Raw genomic sequence first — 18,194 nt, 5'->3', positions numbered from 1 at the left:
CGGGCACCTGTTCCGGTCACGAGTTCCGTTGGGGACCGGGGACCCTCAATGCCCCTCGCAGCCCGGGCAGCTGCGGGGGGCTTTCTTTGACCTTTCAGAACACCTTGTAGGTCATGGTGGTCAGCGACCGTTCGATCCCGTCGATCTGCAACAGCTGGTCGTTGATATATTTGCCAACATCCTCGCCCGATGGAATGTAGAGCTTCATCAGCAGGTCGAAGTTGCCGCTGGTGGAGTAAAGCTCAGAATGGATTTCGCGCAGGGCAATCTCCTCGGCCACCTTGTAGGTGGTGCCGGGTTTGCAGCGGATCTGAACAAAGACGCAGGTGGACATGGGCGGCCCTTTTGAATGGTCACGGATTTTCGCCCAAGCTCGCACGCGGCGCAGGCGGGCGCAAGAGACCGGGATTGCTGCAACAGGTTGCCCCCCCTTGCACAATGCCGCACTTGAGCCATGCCCCCTGCCCGCCCTATAAGCGCCCAGGCAGAATTGAAGTTCTTGCAGCATGACGAAGGATAAGCCGCTGATGCGTACCGCCAAAGTGACCCGCAAGACCGCGGAGACCGAAATCTCTGTCGAGATCAACCTCGACGGCACCGGGGTTTACGACAACCAGACCGGGGTTGGCTTTTTCGACCACATGCTGGACCAGCTGGCGCGCCATTCGCTGATCGACATGACCATTCGCGCCAAGGGCGATTACCACATCGACGACCACCACACGGTGGAGGACACCGGCATCGCGCTGGGTCAGGCGCTGGTGCAAGCGCTGGGGGACAAGAAAGGCATCCGCCGTTACGGCGAGTGCCACCTGCCGATGGATGACGCCCAGGTGCGCTGTGCGCTGGACCTGTCGGCACGCCCCTTCCTGATCTGGAATGTGGAGCTGCCGACCCAGAAGATCGGCGCGTTCGACACCGAGCTGGTGCGCGAGTTCTTTCAAGCCTTGAGCACCCATGGCGGCATCACCCTGCACATCGACCAACTGCACGGGTTCAACAGCCACCACATCGCCGAGGCGGCGTTCAAGGCTGTGGCGCGCGCGCTGCGGCTGGCGGTGGAGACCGATCCGCGCAAGGCGGATGCGATTCCGTCGACCAAGGGCGCGCTCTGAGATGCTGACCGCAATTATCGATTACGAATCCGGCAACCTGCACTCGGCCGAGAAGGCGTTCCAGCGCATGGCGCGGGAGATGGATGCGGGAGAGGTCGTGGTAACCTCTGATGCCGATGTGGTGGCCAAGGCCGACCGGCTGGTGCTGCCCGGCGATGGCGCCTTCCCTGCCTGCGCGGCTGAACTGCGCGGCCACAAGGGCATCTATGACGCTCTGGTCGAGGCGGTGGAGCAGAAGGGCCGTCCGTTCCTGGGTATCTGCGTCGGCATGCAGCTGATGGCGACCACCGGGCATGAGTATCAGGAGACACCGGGCCTCGGCTGGGTTGGTGGTGATGTGGTGAAGATCACGCCCGCGGATGCCTCCCTGAAGGTGCCGCATATGGGCTGGAACGATCTGGTAATCGATCACTCCCACCCGGTGTTTGACGGCATCCAGAGCGGTGATCACGTTTATTTTGTGCATTCCTACCATTTCCGCGTGGCGAACCCGGCGGAACGGCTGGCGCATGTGGACTACGCCGGCGACGTGACCGCGGTCATCGGCCGCGACACGATGGTGGGAATGCAGTTCCACCCGGAGAAAAGCCAAGTCACCGGGCTGCGGATGATCGGCAACTTCCTGACCTGGAAACCGTAAGGGGACGGCGCTGGCGCGCCGTGGCCTCCGGCGGGAGTATTAGAGCAAAGGTGCAGTTAGGGGCGCTATGCAGCAGCCGTCCTCAGCGAAACCGGCGCGACGCCATAGGCCTTGCGGAAGGCGCGGGTAAAGCCCTCGGGGCTGGTATAGGCATAGCGGCGTGCCACCGCCTCCACCCTATCGCCGCGCGCAAGGTCCTGGTGCGCCAGGATCAGCCGCCAGCGGCGCAGGTAGCCGATCGGGGTTTCGCCCACCTCTGCCGCGAAGAGTTCCGCAAAGCGCGACAGCGACAACCCCGCCTCCTGCGCCAGATCGGCATTGGTCCAGAGCCTGCCGGGGTGATCATGCATCGCCACGATGGCGCGGCTGAGGCGCGGATCGGCGAGGCCCGCCAGCAGCCCCGGCTCTGTCGCGCCTTTCTGGATCTGGTTGCGCAACAGGCGCACCATCAGAACCTCGCCCAGCCGGTTGATCACCGATTGCGCGCCGCAGTGCTGGCCTTCAGCCTCATCGCGCATCAGCCGTACCAGCCCTTGCGCCTCGGCATTGCCGGACACGTCATACTCCACCACTGGCGGCAGAGCGGCCAGGAACGGGTTGCTTTGCCCCGACCATTCCACCCGCGCCGCCCACATGACCGCGCCCAGAGCCGGATCCGCCAACGGTCCGCGGGTGCTGTAGAGGATCTGCGCCGGCTGCCCTGCCGCTTCCGCTAGGGCAATAAGGTTGGCCCGGCCCGGGGCAGCAGCCTGCACGGCGAGCTGGAAACGGTCCATTAAGGTCGTGAGGCGGTCCATATTCCGGTGTTTCCATCAGGTTTTTCGGATTTATGCGACAATAAGCTGCGCGATACCTTCAGGCAAGCACCACCACTCACACCACTCACAAGGACCATTCACATGCTGATCCCCCGCCAGAAGACCCCGGACCTGACCCTGCCGACGCTGGACCACGGCCAGTTTGACCTGTCCTCGGAAACGGCCGAGCGCGGCACCGTGATCTGTTTCTACCGCGGTCTGCACTGCCCGATCTGCGCCACCTATCTGAAAGAGTTCGAGAAGAAGGTTGCGGCCTTTGCCGAGCGCGGCGTCAACTGCATCGCGATCAGCTCCGACGGCGAGGAGCGCACCCGCGCGATGGCCGACAAGATCGAGGCCAAGGAACTGCGGTTCGGCTATGATCTGCCGCTCAGCGTGGCGCGCGAATGGGGGCTCTATATCTCCACGTCGCGCGGCAAGACCTCGATCGGGATCGAGGAGCCGGCGCTGTTCTCCGAGCCCGGCCTGTTCATGGTGACGCCGGAGCAGACGCTCTATTACGGGTCTGTGCAAACGATGCCGTTTGTGCGCCCGCACTTTTCGGAACTGGTGGCGGCGCTGGACTTTGCCATCCCCAACAACTACCCGGCGCGCGGTGAATACACCGGTGAGGTGTAAGCGCCGCAGCTGCCGCCGGGGCCGGTGCAATTCGCCGGATTGAACAATAGACAAGGGGTCCGCTTCGAGGCATACGGGGCGGACCTCTTGTCACTGCGGCAGCCCCCTTGCACATCCGTTTCGAGAAATACGACCACGCCGAAGGCAAGCACCGGTATTGCTTGCTGAGCCTGACGCCGACGCTGTTCGGCGACTGGTGTGTTGAGCGTGTCTCGGGGCCTCTGAATGCTCCGGGCGGCGCACAGAAGCGGACCTATTTCGCGGCGCAGGCCGAGGCGCAAGCAGTATTCGAGCGCTTCCGGGACCGGCAGCTGAAACGCGGCTATGCGCCGATCCCGGTGCAGCTGGGGCTGCTGTAGCGGCAGCCTTCAGGTGCTTACTGGACCCGGGTCCAGGTTTGCTTGGAGCAGATCAGCCCGCCCGCGACGCAGCCGCGCAAGGCCAGAGAGCTGCCCGACAGATCCATCTTGCCGGTGTAGATCTTGTCGTTGGACGGGCGCCATACCTTGCCCTCATAGGAGCCGTCGCCGTTCGGCACCATGTCGATCACCAGCGTCTTGCCGATGTTCGGAGATTTGTACTCGCCTTCGCTGTTGAAGGTACGGGCGATCTTGCCGCAGACCGCTGCGCCGCATTTCGCCATCTGGATATGAGCATAGGAGCCGTCATCTGCTTCCGTCTTCCAGACACCCAGCACCGGATCCGCCGCTGCGGCGCCTGCCAGTCCCAAGGCGACAGCAATGCCTGCCAGAAGATGTTTCATTCCATTTCCTCCCTGTTTTTCAGGCAGCCTGTCCCTGATGCCGTCTTTGAGGCAAGGTTGACTTCGGGTCGCGTTGCAATCTGCCCTTACGTTGTGCAATACACCGCCAGCTTGATTTCACGAAGGACCGCCCGGATGATCCTCTACCCCGCGATTGACCTCAAAGACGGCCAGGCCGTGCGCCTGCTGCATGGCGAGATGGACAAGACCACTGTGTTCAATGACAACCCCGCCGAGCAGGCACTGGAGTTTGTCGAGGCGGGCTGTGAGTGGCTGCATCTGGTGGACCTGAACGGCGCGTTTGCCGGCGAACCGGTGAATGCGGCGCCGGTCGAGGAGATCCTGAAGCAGACCAAGGTGCCCGCACAGCTGGGCGGCGGCATCCGCGACATGGCGACCATCGAGCGATGGATCAGCAAGGGCCTGGCGCGGGTCATCCTGGGCACCGTGGCGGTGGAGAACCCGGACCTCGTGCGCGAGGCGGCGCGGGAGTTTCCCGGCAAGGTCGCGGTCGGTATTGATGCGCGCAACGGCAAGGTCGCAACCAAGGGCTGGGCCGAGGAGACCGACGTGATGGTCACCGACCTCGCCAAATCATTTGAGGACGCGGGCGTTGCCGCGATCATCTATACCGACATCCTGCGCGACGGTGCGATGAAGGGCCCGAATGTGGAAGCCACCGCCGATCTGGCCAATGCGGTCAGCATTCCGGTGATTGCCTCCGGCGGCGTGTCATCGCTGGATGACCTCAGGGCGCTGAAATCCTGCGGCGCGCCTCTCAATGGTGCGATTTCAGGCCGGGCGCTCTATGATGGCGCCATTGACCTGAAAGAGGCGCTGGCGGTTCTGAAAGCCTGACACCTTACTGGCGAAGGGAAAACCCATGCGCCTTGTCCGCCGAGTTCTGGCCATCCTGACCATTGGGCCGATTGTCCTGTGGCTCTTGTGCATTGCCTTTGTGATGCTGCTGGGGTTTGGCTTTGATTGCGAAATTCACGAAGGGTTTGCCAACCCCTGCGTGGTGCTGGGCCAGGACCTGGGTGAGACCGCCTATACCATGGGGGTCCTTGCCGCCTGGGGGCCGCTGATTTTTGGCCCGGTCTCCATGGGGGCCGGGCTGCTGTGGGGGCTGGCGATTGCGCTGTCACGCTATCTGGCAGCGCGGCGCTGAGGCTACTCGGCCGCTTTTGCGGTCAGCTTGCCTAAGGCGCCCTGCATCTTGGCGATAAATTCAGCATCGGCAGGAACGTCGAGGCCAGAGAGCATTTCGCCTGGATCCTGATAGGTCAGCCAGACCTGGCCGTCCCCATCCTCATACGCCAGCACCTTGAGCGGCAGGTAGAGCCCCGCCCGCATGTCTGCCTGCATCGCCGGAGTGCCGAGTTTCGGATTACCGAAGATCAGCAGCTGGGACGGGCTCAGCTCCAGTGCTGCATTCTGCGCGCCTGCGGCATGGTCCACCCGGGCAAAGACAGTTGCGCCCGCACCCTCCACCGCGGCCTGCAGCGCATCCATGGTTTCACCGACGGATTTCTGGCTTTGCACAGTCACCAGTTCAGCGGCGGCGGGGAGTGCAGAGGCGAGCGCAACGGCGCCTGCGAGGGAAAGATATTTTTTCATAACATCAGCTCCAATCAGTCATACACGTCATTGAAATCTGGCTAACAAAGCGCCAGCATCAAATCACGTTTCCGGCACTAGAATATTCTTATTCTCCCGGCCTCATTAGGAGGCAGAGAAAATTTTGAGGTTTTGGGTCAACACTTGAAGGATTTCATTTTCGTAGGGGCACCCCTATTCACGGCTGCCGCACTCCTTTTTGCAGCCCCGAGAAAAGCCAAAGGCATTGCTCTGGCTCCACTCTTGATGGGGCTGCTAGTGCTGCTCAACATGGTTGTTATTAAGGGATGCGGTGGCAATCACATAAAGGTCGGCTGGACGAATTGCAGCCCAGAGCTCTTGGAAGCCATCGGTAACTTTCTTACATGGCCGTTCATCCTGAACATGCTCTTGCTGCCTTTTGCCGTGCCCTGCTTCCTTGGGCTGGCTGTTTTCCTGGCCTTTCGGAAGCTTAGATGAACGCAGCAACCGGTCTAACATAAACTCAGCGCAGTTCCGCATGCCTGGACCAAAACGCGCATCCCCCGCCATATCTGTTGCGCTTGCCTTTTGGTTTGCGTACCCACGGGGCAAGCAGCTTGAAAGGCACGATCCATGCTGAAAACCCGCATCATCCCCTGTCTCGACGTCGCTGACGGGCGCGTGGTCAAGGGCGTCAACTTTGTCGGCCTGCGCGATGCGGGCGACCCGGTGGAATGCGCCAAGGCCTATGATGCGGCGGGCGCGGATGAGATCTGCTTTCTGGATATTCACGCAACCCATGAAAACCGAGGCACCATGTTCGACATGGTCCAGCGCACCGCCGAGCAGTGTTTCGTGCCGCTTACCGTGGGCGGCGGCGTCAGGACCAAGGAAGATGTGCGCGCGCTGCTGCTGGCGGGTGCTGACAAGGTCTCTTTCAACTCGGCCGCAGTGGCAAACCCGGACGTGATTGCCGAAGCCGCAGACCAGTTCGGCAGCCAGTGCATTGTCTGCGCCATTGATGCCAAGACGGTGGAGCCGGGCCGCTGGGAAATCTTCACCCACGGCGGCCGCAAGCCCACCGGCATCGACGCGGTGGAATTTGCGAGGCTGGTGACAGCCAAAGGCGCCGGTGAAATCCTGCTGACCTCGATGGACCGCGACGGCACCAAGTCCGGCTTTAACCTGCCGCTGACAAAGGCGATTTCCGATGCGGTGGACGTGCCGGTGATCGCCTCGGGCGGCGTCGGCAACCTGGATCACCTCGTAGAAGGCGTGACCAAGGGAGGCGCCAGCGCGGTGCTGGCGGCCTCGATCTTCCACTTCGGCGAATACACCATTCAGGAAGCCAAGGACCACATGGCCGCCGCCGGCATCCCGATGCGGCTGAACTGAAGGGGCATGTGATGAGCCTGCTGCACGATCTCGAAGCCACCATCCTGTCCCGCAAGGGCACCGATCCGGAGACCAGCTGGACGGCCAAGCTGCTGGCCAAAGGGCCGGAGAAATGCGCCGAGAAATTCGGCGAGGAAGCCATTGAGGCGATCATCGAGGCGGTGAAGGATAACAAGGCCAAGCTCGCCTCTGAAGGGGCCGATGTTCTGTATCATTTCCTGGTGATGCTGGCCGCCCGGGACGTGGCGCTGGAGGATGTCCTGCAGGTGCTGGCCAAGCGCCAGGGCCTCAGCGGCATCGCCGAGAAAGCCAGCCGCCCCAAGAGCTGATCCGAGGCCAAGGCGGAGCTTTCGGCGGCGGGTCAAGGGAGGCGCAGCCTCCGCGCGCCAGCGCGGCGTGCCCTTGAGGCGCTACAGAAAACACAATCGACAAGGCCCTGACGGGCAAACCTGCCCATCGGGGCTTCTCAGCAAGGAAAACGCGCCGCGCAGCGGCGCCCGGCCCAGCCGTGAAGGCCGCCCTGCAGGACGGCAGCAGCGGGCGGGAGCGCCTTGCCCCGCGCCAGCCGTCAGAGTTTCGAGGAAATGATCCCGGTGGCAAAGCCACCCATGCGCAGCTCACCAAACAGGCGCTGGTATTCGATTTTGGGGCAGCGGTTCTGGATCACGGTGACGCCGCGCGCCTCGGCCTTGGCGGCGGCCTCTGTGTGTTCAACCCCGATCTGCATCCAGATGGTCTGCAGCTTGGGAAAGGCCTCCAGCGCCTCATCGACAATGGGCGGCACTGCCTCTGAGCGGCGGAAGATGTCGACCATGTCCACAGGCAGATCAATATCCGAAAGGCTGGACCGTACTGCCTCTCCAAACAGCATCTTGCCGGCATGGCCGGGGTTCACCGGAATCACACGGTAGCCCTTGAGGCCCAGATAGCGCGCCACATAGTAGCTGGGACGCACCGGGTTCATCGACACGCCCACCACGGCCACTGTCTTGGCACGCTGCAGGACCTTCTTGAGATGCTCATCGCTGTAATCTGTCATGCCGCGTACCCTAGCTGCGGTGCCACCCGCCGCAAAGCCGGATTCGGAGCTGAGCAAACAAAAAAGCGCCCGGAAGAACCGGGCGCTAGGTATGGAACGAGGGACAGTGAAAAAGATCTGCGGTGGTTCCACTCCGCAGTCTGTATTGAATATGGGTCACACATTGAAAAATAAAAGGGGCTGTCACGCAATTGTGAGGTGACAAGCTATTTTCGCAGGATTGCAGGCCAGTGGATGTGCCCGGCGGCAATCATCTGGGCGGTATCTGCCTGCCACAGAACGAGCACCCGCCTGTTATTCAGCAGATACAGGTCTCCATCAACGATCGCCCACAGCTGCGGATTGCCTTCGTGCAGCTGCCCCTTGGACATGGCATAGGCGCAGTAGCCGCCAAAGGCGGGGGCATAGGCGCGCGGGTTGGCCTCAAACAGCGCCTGGTTGCGGGCGGAGGCAAAGCGCCAGACGACTCCCTTCCACATTACAGCATGGCTGCGCCGCCCCTGCTCAGCCGCGCCGCGTTCAAAGAAGGCAACCGCATCATATCCGCCAATGGCCACCCCTGAGCGGGAGGAAAACACCGCTGGTTCGGCCCGCACCGTATCCGGCATGGACAAGAACAGCACCGCGGCAGCCATCAGGACCAGACGCAGGATCACATTGCACTCCATTCACTACTTGCAGCAACCCTGCGAGTCTGCCGCACAGGCCGCGCTTTGCAAAGGCAGCATACGCAGATGTGAACAGGGTGTGACGCGGGTCGCGTCAGCGGGCGATGGAGGCGTAAAGGGCGATGGCGGCTGCGTTGGAGACATTGAGCGATCCAAAACCGCCCGCAGCGTCGATCTTGACCAGGCCATCGACGGTTTCCTTGGTCTTCTGGCGCAGGCCCGGCCCTTCGGCCCCTAGCACCAGCGCCACCGGCAGGTGCTGCTTACCCGCCAGCGCGGTTTCGATGGTCTGCTCCGCCTCGCCATCCAGACCCAGCACGACAAAGCCCATATTCTGCAGTTCGGTGATGGTGTCGGCGAGGTTGCGCATCCGCAGGTAAGGCTGGCGCTCCAGCGCGCCGCTGGCGGTTTTGGCCAGAGCGCCGGTTTCCGGTGCCGAATGGTGGCGGGTGCCAATGACCGCGCTGGCGCCCAGCACCTCGGCAGAGCGCAGAATGGCGCCGACGTTATGCGGGTCGGTGACCCGGTCCAGCAGCAGCACGCGGGGCGCTTCACGGCCAATGCAGTTCTCTGCCAGCCCGCCCCAATTCAAGGGTTTCACTTCTAGCGCCGCCCCCTGGTGCACCGACTGCGGGTCGATTGGCGGGTTGAACTTTCGCGGGTCGATGACCTCTGCCTCGATGCCGGAGTCAGAAATGGCATCTGCCAGTTTCGCCTGCGCGTTCATGGTCACCATCAGCCGCAATTTTTCACGCTTGGGATTGAGCAGCGCATCGCGCACCGCATGCAGCCCGAACAGCCATACGGTTTCTGCCGCGGCGGCCTTCTTGGACTGTTCTTTTTCGACGACCCATTTGGGTTTCTTGGACATTTTGCTCTCCGGCAGAAAGAAATTTCGAGGCACGCGAAAAACTTGCGTTTTTCCGGTTGACGCCCCTTTGGCCTGCTTGTAATCACGCCTCCACATCAGGTGCAACAAGCAACTGACAGTGGGCGACAGGCCGCAAGGTGTGGCAGGGGACTGTAACTCCCTCGCGGAGACGCACGCCTGGTTCGATTCCAGGGTCGCCCACCATCTTCTCTCTATGTCAGATATGACGATGGTGGTTCAGCAGCAGGCTGGACAGGCCGCGCGCTGTGCGCACAGCAAAAAGCCCGCGTGAGCTTCGCAGGCCTTTACTTTGATTTGAATAGAGAATCCGCCACTCAGGCAGTTTCGGCCACGGCCTGTTCTGCCCATTCGGCCAGTGCATCCAGACCCGGGCCTGCCGCGACCGCCATGCCGTCGGCAAACGCCTGGAACGGCTCCACGTTCATCTTGTTGACACCGGAAATAACCGGGATTCCCAGCGCCAGCGCCTCGCCGATGATGGGCCGCATGCCGCGCCCGTCGGCTTCATGCTTGCCGAATTTGTTGACGATCATCAGCTGCGGTGCCGGGTCCGTCTGCAGGGTGGCAGAGACCTGCCCGACCGCCTGTTCCAGCGCCTCCGGGTTCAGGCGGCAGCCGCGGGCGCCAGCGCCAAGGGATTGCGAAATACGGATGGTCTCGCCTGCGGGCAGCACCCGCACATCCATGTCGCACAGCTCCTTGTCGTAGCATTCCACATTGGTCTGCACGATGCCGGCCAGGCGGATCCCCTTGGCCTGCAGCCGTTCGGCCAGCTCGCTCAGCAAGCGGTCCGTGGCACCGCGTTCTTCGGTCATCACATAGGCTAGGTGCATCGGTCTTATTCTCCGGTCTCGTGTCGTTTCATAGGTGGTCATGCGGGCGCCGGGGTCAACCCCTACCAGGGCAGCGGGTTGTAGCCGATGACAGGGGCGTGCAGCAGCAAAAGCGCCAGGAACACCGCAGCGGCCAGCGCGGCTTCACTAGCCTTTGGGCGCAGCCGCAGCAGGTTCAGCCGTGCGGTATCGCGGCTGAGGCGGCGCCATTCCCCCTGCCCCATTTGACGCTGCTTGCGCTTGTCGATCAGCGCCATACCCATCCAGGCAAAGCCCGCAAAGAGGCCGAACAGGATCACATGCGCCAGGTCGCCGTTTGCCAGCAGGTGCGCCCCGGCCCAAAGCGCCATCGCCGCCAGGAGCGGATGGCGGCTTACAGCCAAGATACCGGGGGCTGCCGGATCAAAGGGCTTGATGCCAAGCCCGCCAAAGCTGAAGGGGTTCTGCCGCATCATGCCACCCACAGCCAGCAGGCAGGCCAGCGGCATCACCAAGAGCGGCACCCAGCGGAAGCCCTCCCAATAGGGCAAAACGCCAACAAAAGGCGCGCGAGCGGCGGCGGCGACCAGCCAAGCGAGGATCATCAGCGACAGCAGGCTGTAGGCGACGATATAGACGCGCAGGCCGAGGCGGCTGACCAGCCAGGGCCGCACCGGCGGGCGTACGGGGATGGCGTGGCTGGCCAAGAACAGCAACAGCGCGGCGGTGAATTCAAGCCAGCCCATCAGGGTCTCTCCGGATATAGATCAGTCTTCTGTGCAGCTATAGGCGGGCTGGCAGTATAAAACGTTGCCCCAGATCAAAAAAGGGCGCCGCTTGGGCGCCCTTTCTATTGGCTTCTTGGGCCGTTACAGACCCAACGCCTTACGCCGCTCCTCAGCAAAACCTTGCACCATGCGGTCGGCGATCAGGGCGAGGATCGCCATCGCCGCGCCCGCAGAGATGCCCAGCCCTACATCCGCCTGTCCCAGCGCCAGATAGATCGACTGGCCGAGGCCGGTGGTGCCGATCAGCGCCGCAATGACCAGCATCGCGAAGGCATAGAGGATGGTCTGATTGAGGCCAAGCAGGATCGACGGCGCCGCATAGGGCGCGCGGATGTCCTTGAGCATCTGCCATGTGGTGGCGCCGGAGGCAGTCGCAGCCTCGATCATCTCCTCCGGAGTGGAGACCAGCCCGTGCCGCGTGTAGCGGATCATCGGCACGATGGCATAGGCGATGATCGCCAGGAAGGCGGAGAATTCGCCGATCTGGAACACCATCAGCACCGGGATCAGGAACACGAACAACGGAATGGTCTGCAGCATGTCGCAGACCGGGCGCACCACACGCCAGACACCGGGTGAGACCGCAGAGGCCAGACCGATGGCGCCGCCCATCACCGCGCAGGCAAAGACTGCAGCGCCAGAAAGGTAGAGCGACAGCAGCGCCCGCTCCCACAGGCCGGACAGCAGGATGGTGCCCAGCAGAACCACAGTCAGGACGGCCAAATTGCGGCCGCCTGCAACCCAGGCCAGCGCGCCGGCACCCACCAGCACAAAGGGCCAAGGCAGCTGCGAAATGCCTGTTTCGAGCATTCCGGCAGCAATCAGCAGCATGATACCGAGCGCTACCTGTCCGCGCAGTGCAAAGACTACGCCTGCAGCGGCACCCGCCGCAAACAGCGCCGCACTCATCGCCGGGGTCCAGGCAAAACCCCAAGTGAAGGGCAGAACCGCCTGGTCCAGCCCGATCCGCATCGGCAGCAGCACATAGAACAGCACGTTGTTCTTGAGCGCGGTCAGGAACTCCGCATTGGCGCTGGTAAAGGACGACAGCCCCCGGTCGACACTGTCCGCCACCGGGTTGAACAAGCCGTAGTTGCCGGGCTGCTGAACGCTGCCCCAGAAGGCCGCGCTGACCAGGACGCCCAGCGCCAGGATGCCCCAGGCAACGCGCGGGTCATGCCTGTCGCGCCGGTCCTGGGTCAGGGTGCCGCTCATCCGGTCGATCAGGATCGCGAAGATCACGATCACCAGGCCTGCCAGCAGGCTCTGCCCGAACTGGGCCTTGCGCATGGTCAAGAGGACCTCCCAGCCGATGTCGTCAAAGCCGCCGATCACGGCGGCGATGATCACCATCGACAGCGCCGCCATCAGGCACTGGTTGACACCAACCATGATCTGCTGCCCGGCCGAAGGGATCTCGCACTGGAACAGCTGCTGCAGGCGGGTGCCGCCGGCCATGATCGCAGCTTCCTTGATCTCCGGCTCCACCCGTTCGAGGCCAAGGAGCACATTGCGCGCCATCGGCGGCGCTGCGTAGATGGCAGAGGCGATGAGACCCACCACAGGGCCAAAACCGAACAGCACCAGCAGCGGCGTCAGGTAAGCAAAGGTCGGCACCGTCTGCATGATGTCGAGCACCGCCTGCACCGGTTGGCGGATGCGGGGGTATTCATTGGCAAGGATGCCTATACCGCCGCCGATGATCAGCGCCAACGGCACCGAGACAGCAACCAGCGCCAGGGTGTTCATGCTTTCGGGCCAGTAGCCGGAAGCGAGCACAAAGCCGAGGCCCACCACCGCCATCAGCGCCATCCGCACGCCGCCCAGAGTCCAGGCCAGCGCTGTGGTGGCGCAGATGACCAGCGGCCAAGGCGTGTGGCTCAGCACATAGTTTGCCGCTTCCATCGGGTAGAACATCAGCGCCGAGAAGGCGCGGGCTGTTGGTTTGATCAGCGCCAGGAACCACTCCATGAAGGCCCCAACCCAGTCGGTGGCGGGCAGCACCCAGGCAGCGGGAAATTTCACCAGCCACGGCATGCTGCTTTCCAGCAGAAGGCACAGGGCGCCCACTGCGGCTGCAATCAGCGCCGCAATCGAGCCTTTCGAAAGACCTGCCATCACCCCTGCTCCACCTGCAGTGCGGCAGCGAGGTCAGCAGGATTCACCACACCGACCAGCTTGCCGTCATCCGTGCGGACGGGCACCGGCTCATACAGCTCCATGCAGCGCGCGAGGGCCGCGTCCAGCGTCATATCCTGGCGCAGGCCGGGATCGTCAGCGCCATAGACATGGTGCTCGCCGGTCTGCATCACCGAGGACACATGCGCGTGCTGGCCCTTGGCCACGTCCTTGGAGAACTCGCGCACATAGTCATCCACCGGGCGCAGCACGATATCGGCGGGGGTGCCGATCTGCACCACCTTGCCGTCGCGCATGATGGCGATCCGGTCAGCCAGCTTCAGCGCCTCGTTGATGTCGTGGGTAATGAAAACGATGGTGGTCCTAAGTTTGGCCTGGATTTCAAGGAACTCATCCTGCAGCTGCCGCCTGATTAGCGGGTCCAAGGCCGAGAACGGTTCATCCAGAAACCAGACCGAGCAATCCGCCACCAGTGAGCGGGCAATGCCAACGCGCTGGCGCTGACCGCCGGAGAGTTCACGCGGGAAGTTCTTTTCACGCCCGCCAAGGCCAACGAGTTCGATCACCTCCTGCGCCTTGGCAAGGCGCTGTTTCTTCTTCACCCCCTGCACCCGCAGCGGGTAGGCGACGTTTTCGGCCACGGTCATATGCGGGAACAGGCCGAAATGCTGGAACACCATGCCCAGCTTCTTGCGGCGCAGCTCGATCAGCCGCTTGGGGCTGGCCTCGACGATGTTTTCGCCGTCGATGCGGATCTCGCCGCCGGTGGCGTGCAGCAAATGCGAGATGCATCGGATCAGGGTCGACTTACCAGAACCCGACAACCCCATGATCACAAACAGCTCCCCCTCCTTCACGTCAAAGGAAGCGTCCTGCACGGCGGGGATCAGCCCCTTGCCGCGCAAGTCCTGCGCAGCAGCTTCGGGTGTTTCGTGCCGCGACAGCGCCTCCTTCAAGGCGCTGTCTGCATTGTTGCCAAACACCTGCCAGACATTCCGGCAGGTGATGGCTGGCGTCTCAGAGCCGCTCACTTGGGTCAGCTCAGTTAATGGCGGCGTCGACAACCGGGCGCCACTTGTCCTCATTGGCGGCCATCCATTCGGCAACCACCTCTTCGACCTTGCCGCCATCCACGTCGACCGCGCCCATCATCGGCTGCTGGTCTTCCACGGCCAGGGTGTAGTTCGACAGGATCTCAAACGCCGCGGGCCAGGTTTCCGCGGTGCCGGACCAGGCGGCCTTGAAGATGCGCGAGGGTGAGAAGTCGCAGTCGTTGACAGCATCCGGGTTCGGGCCCCAGGCCGGATCGGAGAAGCAGGCGTCCTCGCCCGGCGGCAGATCGACGAATTTCACGTCATATGCCGACATCGCCCAATGCGGCTGCCAGAAGGTGATCAGGAGCGGCGTCTTGCGTTCGGTCGCGGCACGCAGTTCAACAATCAGCGCTGCCTCGGAACCCGCAGGCACGGCCTTGAACGGCAGCGCCAGGCCGGTCATGCGGTCGGCGCCTGGGGTACCCCAGTCAGCCGGGTAATCAACCAGGCGGCCTTCGGGCAGGGTTTCAGCGGTGGCGAATTGCGCGGCACAGTCCTTCAGCGCCTCCCAGGCCGGCAGGCCGGGGCAGATCTCGGCCACATGCGCCGGATAGGCAATGCCTTCGCGGGCGTTCAGCTCCAGGTCACCCAGCTCGACGACGGTGCCTTCCTCAACCTTCTTGGCGTATTCATCGGAGACATTGGAGGACCAGATTTCCAGCGTCGCATGGATGTCGCCATCTGCAATCGCCTGGAACTGGTTCATCATCCCAGCAGAGACATATTCCACGTCGTAGCCCGCAGCCTTGAGCATCTCGCCCGCGATGTGGGTGGTCACATGCTGGCCGGTCCATTCGTTCACCGCCAGCTTGATCGGCTTGCTGGTGTCGCCCAGCTCGGCAGCGGAGGCGATGCCCGCGGCAACCGTCAATGTTGCGGCGCCCAGCGCCAGCGCAAATCCCTTGAAGTTCATCCTTCTACTCCCTGTCATTGTTGTTGCGCCGCCGGTTGTCCGGCTTGGCGCGTCATTGGAACCCGGCGGTTCATGGCGCCTGGCCAGCCTTTTGGCCGGCCGTTCTGTTACTTGCAGACGCCGATGCCCCAAGTGTGGCCGGGGATAATGCAAGTATTGGAACATATTACGACCGCTTGTCGAGCAAATGCGACGCAAATGGCAAAAAATTTTGATTGACGGTTTAAGTTTTTGTGCAAACACACAAGTTCCGGAATCAAACGGCGTGCCCGCTGGACTTAGCCCGGGGGCTCTTCAGACCGCAAGCGGGATGCGCTGAAACGGGACGAGCGCTCCCGCATCGCGGGGGCGCTGATTTTTTAGTTAAGAGCAGCCCGGCTCAGGAGCGGCCCTTGCCCGTCGCTTCCTCGACAATGGGCATCCATTTGGCCCGGTTCACCGCCAGCCAGCCGCGGGCCGCACCCTGCGGGGTTTCGCCGCGGACATCCACCAGCCCGATCAATGGTTGCTGGTCCCAGATACTCAGCTGGTAGTTCTTCAAGATCTCATAGGCGGCAGGCCAGCGCTCCTTGAACCCCGGCCAGCTCGCCTTGACCACGCCACCGCGGTAAAAGTCACAGTCGCCAGTGGCCTTGGGGTTCGGCCCCCAGGACGGATCTGTGTAGCAGGCGGGCTCCGGCTTGGGCAGTCGCACAAACTGCAGCGCATAGGAGGACATCGCCCAATGCGGTGCCCAGAAGGTGGAGATCACCGGGCGTTTCTCGCGATAAGCCGCCTGGAAGGCTTCGATCATCGCCGCCTCCGACTCAGCCGCGACCACATCAAACGGCAATTCCAGCGCGCGGATCCGGTCAGCACCGGGCGAGCCCCAGGATTCCGGGTAGGCCAAGTAAATGCCACGTTTGCCCTTACCGTCCTCTGAGAAGATGCCTGCGCAGTCGCGCAGCGCCTCCCAATTGGGCAGCCCAGGGCACATCTGCGCCACGTAGGGCGGGAACACCACGCCGTTGCGCGCATCCAGCCCCATGTCGCCCAGGTTCTCCAGACGGCCCGCATCCACCAGATCGAAGTACTCAGCAGGATCGCTGCTGGTCCAGACCTCCACCATTGCATGCATATCGCCGTCGGCGATTTCACCGTACAGGTTGCTCTGGTCCGCCTCGGCATATTCGACGGTATAGCCCGCCTCCTCCAGCAGTCCGCCAGCGATATAAGTCGACAGGTGCTGGCCGGTCCAGTTGTTCAGCGACAGCCGGATCGGAGTTCCCATATCCCCCATATCTGCAGCTTCGGCGGCCCCCGTAGCCGCCAGTGCCGCAAAAGCTGCGGCAATCACATTGATTTTCATTGGCGTAACTCCCGTTCTGCCAGTCGTCCCACGCGCCGCGCCTCAGCGCAGCTCCGCGGACCGGCATATCAGGCGGGAGTTGACAAAGATTAACGGCTTGCGGGAACAGCTGCGCCTTTGAATAGGAAAAAGCCTAAAACTTGCTTCAAGCATCCGCCCGGATCAGCCAGCACGACGGGCAACCAGAAGCACCGGATCATAGGTCAGCGGCAGCTTGCAGCCCCGGCCAAACCGCTCGCGGTAGTCATCCTCGAACGAACACAGTTTCCTGCGGCTCCACCCCTGCTGAGCATTGCCGTTCACCCCGGTCTGGCGCAGATGCTTCAGCAGCTCTACCGCAGAGCCGAACTCCAGAACGGAGGGATGCTGGGCGATTTGCTGGATTTCCAAACCATCCGGCAGCACCGAGCACCATTCATCCGCATCAAGGTAACTGGGTGCAGCGGCGGCGGACCCCAACGCTGCCAGCTCGCGGAACTGGCTGCGGCCGAAACCCGATAGCGCCAGCCAGCCGCCGGGTTTCAGTTGCATTGCCAGCCGGGAAAGCAGCGCCGGCAAGTCAGGTATCCACTGCACGGTCGAGGCAGAAGCGATCAAATCCAGCTGATACGGCAGCGGCAAGCTCTCCACCGGACCGGCCTCGAACCTGGCGTTCAGCCGGGTCTCCTCATCCAGTGCCTGCAACACCTGTCCCGCCTCCGGCACAAGGTCATTGAGGATCAAACGGTCCGCCCGGAACCGCTGCATAAGCTGCCGCGTCAAATGGCCGGTTCCGCAGCCGAACTCGAGAACACTGCCGAAGCGCCGCGCCCCCGCCTGATCCTGCAGCATCCGGGCCAATTGGCGGGCAGTTTCCGCCTGTACCGATGCGGCGTCGTGATAACTCTCCAGCCCGCGCCGGAAGCTTTTCCGCACACGTGACTGATCCGGATGCTGGGGCTGCATGTCTTTCATCAGAACAGCGCCTCCCACTGCGCAAACCGGTCAAATGGCGCATGCGGCGCGTCCAGGTTCGCAACGTTCTGCCCCGCCCAGGCACGCGCCAGATTGGCTGGCGGAAAAATCTTGTCGCCGGAGCAAATCCAGACCTTGTCAAAGCGCATTTGAGGCGCGTCCCCGCGGCGCTCCACCGCCAGCAGTTCTGCCCGGCGCGCTTCCACATCCAGAGCTTCGGCGTCCTGCCGGGCGCCAAACACCCGGCCTAGGAATTGCTGATAGCTGTCAAGGCTCAGGGTTTCCACAGTGCGGCGGAACACGGCCGGCGGTATGCCCGCCCCGCGGTTCACCGGCTGCAGGCTGCCGTTCACTGCCGTCTTGCGACTGAACGGGTCCGGACGCCCCTGCTGCCAATGCGCATAGGCAGCCACGCCAAACGACCAGGCCAGCAGGCTGACCCGCTCATAGCCGGAAAGGTCCGGCAGCTCTGCATCCAAATCCGTGTAATCGCTTGCAAACAGGATGTCCTGGGGGCCATCCAGATGCCAGAACACCTCCGGCCCCACAGCCCAGCCGCCGAAGACCACGATGGCCTCGGCTGCCTGGATCTGTTTGAGCCAGCGGAACTCCATGGC

At 62.9% G+C, this 18,194-nt stretch carries 24 protein-coding genes and 1 tRNA gene; 10 read left to right on the top strand and 15 right to left on the bottom strand.

Annotated features, from left to right (window positions below):
- Nucleotides 1–94: 94 nt before the first annotated feature.
- Entirely contained in the window at nt 95–334 is a 240-nt protein-coding gene (locus tag RA25_RS08165) for an Lrp/AsnC family transcriptional regulator (RefSeq protein ID WP_019294629.1), read from the bottom strand.
- A 193-nt stretch (nt 335–527) separates the two neighbouring features.
- On the opposite strand from RA25_RS08165, the gene hisB reads away from it, so the two are divergent.
- Together hisB and hisH are read left to right on the top strand one after the other, a co-directional pair.
- Nucleotides 528–1,115 carry an imidazoleglycerol-phosphate dehydratase HisB gene (gene hisB / locus RA25_RS08160; RefSeq protein WP_039171453.1) on the top strand — a complete coding sequence of 196 codons (588 nt, stop codon included), beginning with the start codon at nt 528–530 and terminating at the stop codon, nt 1,113–1,115.
- Nucleotide 1,116: 1 nt separating this feature from the next.
- On the top strand, nt 1,117–1,755 hold the full coding sequence (hisH, locus tag RA25_RS08155; protein WP_039171420.1) for an imidazole glycerol phosphate synthase subunit HisH: 639 nt from the start codon (nt 1,117–1,119) through the stop codon (nt 1,753–1,755).
- Nucleotides 1,756–1,820: 65 nt separating this feature from the next.
- On the opposite strand, the gene RA25_RS08150 is transcribed toward hisH, so the two are convergent.
- Nucleotides 1,821–2,552 (bottom strand): AraC family transcriptional regulator, encoded by a 732-nt coding sequence (locus tag RA25_RS08150; protein ID WP_039171418.1) that lies wholly within the window; start codon nt 2,550–2,552, stop codon nt 1,821–1,823.
- 102 nt (nt 2,553–2,654) lie between these two features.
- Here RA25_RS08150 and RA25_RS08145 point away from each other — a divergent pair, with 102 nt between their 5' ends.
- Together RA25_RS08145 and RA25_RS08140 are read left to right on the top strand one after the other, a co-directional pair.
- Entirely contained in the window at nt 2,655–3,191 is a 537-nt protein-coding gene (locus RA25_RS08145) for a peroxiredoxin-like family protein (protein WP_039171416.1), read from the top strand.
- A 107-nt stretch (nt 3,192–3,298) separates the two neighbouring features.
- Nucleotides 3,299–3,550 (top strand): WGR domain-containing protein, encoded by a 252-nt coding sequence (locus tag RA25_RS08140; RefSeq protein WP_039171413.1) that lies wholly within the window; start codon nt 3,299–3,301, stop codon nt 3,548–3,550.
- Between the two features lie 17 nt (nt 3,551–3,567).
- On the opposite strand, the gene RA25_RS08135 is transcribed toward RA25_RS08140, so the two are convergent.
- Nucleotides 3,568–3,954: a DUF2147 domain-containing protein gene (locus RA25_RS08135; RefSeq protein ID WP_019294635.1), complete on the bottom strand. Its 387-nt coding sequence runs from the start codon at nt 3,952–3,954 to the stop codon at nt 3,568–3,570.
- Nucleotides 3,955–4,089: 135 nt separating this feature from the next.
- Here RA25_RS08135 and hisA point away from each other — a divergent pair, with 135 nt between their 5' ends.
- Together hisA and RA25_RS08125 are read left to right on the top strand one after the other, a co-directional pair.
- Nucleotides 4,090–4,812: a 1-(5-phosphoribosyl)-5-[(5-phosphoribosylamino)methylideneamino]imidazole-4-carboxamide isomerase gene (gene hisA / locus RA25_RS08130; RefSeq protein ID WP_039171411.1), complete on the top strand. Its 723-nt coding sequence runs from the start codon at nt 4,090–4,092 to the stop codon at nt 4,810–4,812.
- A 25-nt stretch (nt 4,813–4,837) separates the two neighbouring features.
- Complete coding sequence (locus RA25_RS08125; protein ID WP_019294637.1) at nt 4,838–5,125, top strand: hypothetical protein; 288 nt, start codon at nt 4,838–4,840, stop codon at nt 5,123–5,125.
- Between the two features lie 2 nt (nt 5,126–5,127).
- On the opposite strand, the gene RA25_RS08120 is transcribed toward RA25_RS08125, so the two are convergent.
- Nucleotides 5,128–5,574, bottom strand: coding sequence for a DUF302 domain-containing protein (locus RA25_RS08120; RefSeq protein WP_039171407.1), 447 nt, complete (start codon nt 5,572–5,574; stop codon nt 5,128–5,130).
- Nucleotides 5,575–5,718: 144 nt separating this feature from the next.
- Here RA25_RS08120 and RA25_RS08115 point away from each other — a divergent pair, with 144 nt between their 5' ends.
- The 3 genes from RA25_RS08115 (at nt 5,719) to RA25_RS08105 (ending at nt 7,259) form a co-directional block, all read left to right on the top strand.
- The gene (locus RA25_RS08115; RefSeq protein WP_039171404.1) at nt 5,719–6,033 is read left to right on the top strand and encodes a hypothetical protein; all 315 of its coding nucleotides are present in this window, start codon (nt 5,719–5,721) and stop codon (nt 6,031–6,033) included.
- Between the two features lie 135 nt (nt 6,034–6,168).
- The gene (gene hisF / locus RA25_RS08110) at nt 6,169–6,930 is read left to right on the top strand and encodes an imidazole glycerol phosphate synthase subunit HisF (RefSeq protein ID WP_019294639.1); all 762 of its coding nucleotides are present in this window, start codon (nt 6,169–6,171) and stop codon (nt 6,928–6,930) included.
- A gap of 11 nt (nt 6,931–6,941) precedes the next feature.
- The gene (locus tag RA25_RS08105) at nt 6,942–7,259 is read left to right on the top strand and encodes a phosphoribosyl-ATP diphosphatase (RefSeq protein WP_039171401.1); all 318 of its coding nucleotides are present in this window, start codon (nt 6,942–6,944) and stop codon (nt 7,257–7,259) included.
- Between the two features lie 239 nt (nt 7,260–7,498).
- Here the strand turns inward: RA25_RS08105 and RA25_RS08100 are convergent, their stop codons facing one another.
- The 3 genes from RA25_RS08100 to rlmB all read right to left on the bottom strand — a co-directional run bounded on the left by RA25_RS08100 (nt 7,499) and on the right by rlmB (nt 9,508).
- Nucleotides 7,499–7,969 (bottom strand): CoA-binding protein, encoded by a 471-nt coding sequence (locus tag RA25_RS08100; protein ID WP_019294641.1) that lies wholly within the window; start codon nt 7,967–7,969, stop codon nt 7,499–7,501.
- 206 nt (nt 7,970–8,175) lie between these two features.
- Nucleotides 8,176–8,637 (bottom strand): YHS domain-containing (seleno)protein, encoded by a 462-nt coding sequence (locus tag RA25_RS08095; RefSeq protein WP_039171400.1) that lies wholly within the window; start codon nt 8,635–8,637, stop codon nt 8,176–8,178.
- Between the two features lie 94 nt (nt 8,638–8,731).
- Nucleotides 8,732–9,508: a 23S rRNA (guanosine(2251)-2'-O)-methyltransferase RlmB gene (gene rlmB, locus RA25_RS08090; protein ID WP_039171397.1), complete on the bottom strand. Its 777-nt coding sequence runs from the start codon at nt 9,506–9,508 to the stop codon at nt 8,732–8,734.
- 120 nt (nt 9,509–9,628) lie between these two features.
- On the opposite strand from rlmB, the gene RA25_RS22645 reads away from it, so the two are divergent.
- Nucleotides 9,629–9,712, top strand: a tRNA-Tyr gene (locus RA25_RS22645).
- 131 nt (nt 9,713–9,843) lie between these two features.
- Here RA25_RS22645 and RA25_RS08085 read toward each other — a convergent pair.
- The 8 genes from RA25_RS08085 to RA25_RS08050 form a co-directional block, all read right to left on the bottom strand.
- Complete coding sequence (locus RA25_RS08085) at nt 9,844–10,362, bottom strand: DUF2478 domain-containing protein (protein WP_039152494.1); 519 nt, start codon at nt 10,360–10,362, stop codon at nt 9,844–9,846.
- Between the two features lie 62 nt (nt 10,363–10,424).
- Nucleotides 10,425–11,087 carry an NnrU family protein gene (locus RA25_RS08080; protein ID WP_039171395.1) on the bottom strand — a complete coding sequence of 221 codons (663 nt, stop codon included), beginning with the start codon at nt 11,085–11,087 and terminating at the stop codon, nt 10,425–10,427.
- A gap of 123 nt (nt 11,088–11,210) precedes the next feature.
- The gene (locus tag RA25_RS08075) at nt 11,211–13,247 is read right to left on the bottom strand and encodes an ABC transporter permease (protein ID WP_039171391.1); all 2,037 of its coding nucleotides are present in this window, start codon (nt 13,245–13,247) and stop codon (nt 11,211–11,213) included.
- Nucleotides 13,247–14,299: a quaternary amine ABC transporter ATP-binding protein gene (locus RA25_RS08070; protein ID WP_039171389.1), complete on the bottom strand. Its 1,053-nt coding sequence runs from the start codon at nt 14,297–14,299 to the stop codon at nt 13,247–13,249. Before RA25_RS08070 ends, RA25_RS08075 begins: the two co-directional genes overlap by 1 nt.
- Before the next feature lie 10 nt (nt 14,300–14,309).
- Nucleotides 14,310–15,275 carry an ABC transporter substrate-binding protein gene (locus RA25_RS08065; RefSeq protein WP_039171386.1) on the bottom strand — a complete coding sequence of 322 codons (966 nt, stop codon included), beginning with the start codon at nt 15,273–15,275 and terminating at the stop codon, nt 14,310–14,312.
- Between the two features lie 379 nt (nt 15,276–15,654).
- Entirely contained in the window at nt 15,655–16,623 is a 969-nt protein-coding gene (locus RA25_RS08060; RefSeq protein WP_019294649.1) for an ABC transporter substrate-binding protein, read from the bottom strand.
- Between the two features lie 162 nt (nt 16,624–16,785).
- Nucleotides 16,786–17,577 carry a methyltransferase domain-containing protein gene (locus tag RA25_RS08055; protein ID WP_039152484.1) on the bottom strand — a complete coding sequence of 264 codons (792 nt, stop codon included), beginning with the start codon at nt 17,575–17,577 and terminating at the stop codon, nt 16,786–16,788.
- Nucleotides 17,577–18,191, bottom strand: a complete 615-nt coding sequence (locus RA25_RS08050; RefSeq protein WP_039152483.1) for a pimeloyl-ACP methyl esterase BioG family protein — start codon at nt 18,189–18,191, stop codon at nt 17,577–17,579. Before RA25_RS08050 ends, RA25_RS08055 begins: the two co-directional genes overlap by 1 nt.
- Nucleotides 18,192–18,194: the final 3 nt, after the last annotated feature.

This window comes from Leisingera sp. ANG-S5, assembly GCF_000813925.1.
Taxonomy (GTDB): Bacteria; Pseudomonadota; Alphaproteobacteria; order Rhodobacterales; family Rhodobacteraceae; genus Leisingera.
The sequence above is the reverse complement of the archived record's forward strand: the minus strand, read 5'-3'. Positions and strand labels throughout refer to the sequence as shown.

Coding starts and splice junctions, on each gene's coding strand:
- RA25_RS08165 (WP_019294629.1), bottom strand. CDS start 334: ATGTCCACCTGCGTCTTTGTTCAGATCCGCTGCAAACCCGGCACCACC.
- hisB (WP_039171453.1), top strand. CDS start 528: ATGCGTACCGCCAAAGTGACCCGCAAGACCGCGGAGACCGAAATCTCT.
- hisH (WP_039171420.1), top strand. CDS start 1,117: ATGCTGACCGCAATTATCGATTACGAATCCGGCAACCTGCACTCGGCC.
- RA25_RS08150 (WP_039171418.1), bottom strand. CDS start 2,552: ATGGACCGCCTCACGACCTTAATGGACCGTTTCCAGCTCGCCGTGCAG.
- RA25_RS08145 (WP_039171416.1), top strand. CDS start 2,655: ATGCTGATCCCCCGCCAGAAGACCCCGGACCTGACCCTGCCGACGCTG.
- RA25_RS08135 (WP_019294635.1), bottom strand. CDS start 3,954: ATGAAACATCTTCTGGCAGGCATTGCTGTCGCCTTGGGACTGGCAGGC.
- hisA (WP_039171411.1), top strand. CDS start 4,090: ATGATCCTCTACCCCGCGATTGACCTCAAAGACGGCCAGGCCGTGCGC.
- RA25_RS08125 (WP_019294637.1), top strand. CDS start 4,838: ATGCGCCTTGTCCGCCGAGTTCTGGCCATCCTGACCATTGGGCCGATT.
- RA25_RS08120 (WP_039171407.1), bottom strand. CDS start 5,574: ATGAAAAAATATCTTTCCCTCGCAGGCGCCGTTGCGCTCGCCTCTGCA.
- hisF (WP_019294639.1), top strand. CDS start 6,169: ATGCTGAAAACCCGCATCATCCCCTGTCTCGACGTCGCTGACGGGCGC.
- RA25_RS08105 (WP_039171401.1), top strand. CDS start 6,942: ATGAGCCTGCTGCACGATCTCGAAGCCACCATCCTGTCCCGCAAGGGC.
- RA25_RS08100 (WP_019294641.1), bottom strand. CDS start 7,969: ATGACAGATTACAGCGATGAGCATCTCAAGAAGGTCCTGCAGCGTGCC.
- RA25_RS08095 (WP_039171400.1), bottom strand. CDS start 8,637: ATGGAGTGCAATGTGATCCTGCGTCTGGTCCTGATGGCTGCCGCGGTG.
- rlmB (WP_039171397.1), bottom strand. CDS start 9,508: ATGTCCAAGAAACCCAAATGGGTCGTCGAAAAAGAACAGTCCAAGAAG.
- RA25_RS08085 (WP_039152494.1), bottom strand. CDS start 10,362: ATGCACCTAGCCTATGTGATGACCGAAGAACGCGGTGCCACGGACCGC.
- RA25_RS08080 (WP_039171395.1), bottom strand. CDS start 11,087: ATGGGCTGGCTTGAATTCACCGCCGCGCTGTTGCTGTTCTTGGCCAGC.
- RA25_RS08075 (WP_039171391.1), bottom strand. CDS start 13,247: ATGGCAGGTCTTTCGAAAGGCTCGATTGCGGCGCTGATTGCAGCCGCA.
- RA25_RS08065 (WP_039171386.1), bottom strand. CDS start 15,275: ATGAACTTCAAGGGATTTGCGCTGGCGCTGGGCGCCGCAACATTGACG.
- RA25_RS08060 (WP_019294649.1), bottom strand. CDS start 16,623: ATGAAAATCAATGTGATTGCCGCAGCTTTTGCGGCACTGGCGGCTACG.
- RA25_RS08055 (WP_039152484.1), bottom strand. CDS start 17,577: ATGAAAGACATGCAGCCCCAGCATCCGGATCAGTCACGTGTGCGGAAA.
- RA25_RS08050 (WP_039152483.1), bottom strand. CDS start 18,191: ATGGAGTTCCGCTGGCTCAAACAGATCCAGGCAGCCGAGGCCATCGTG.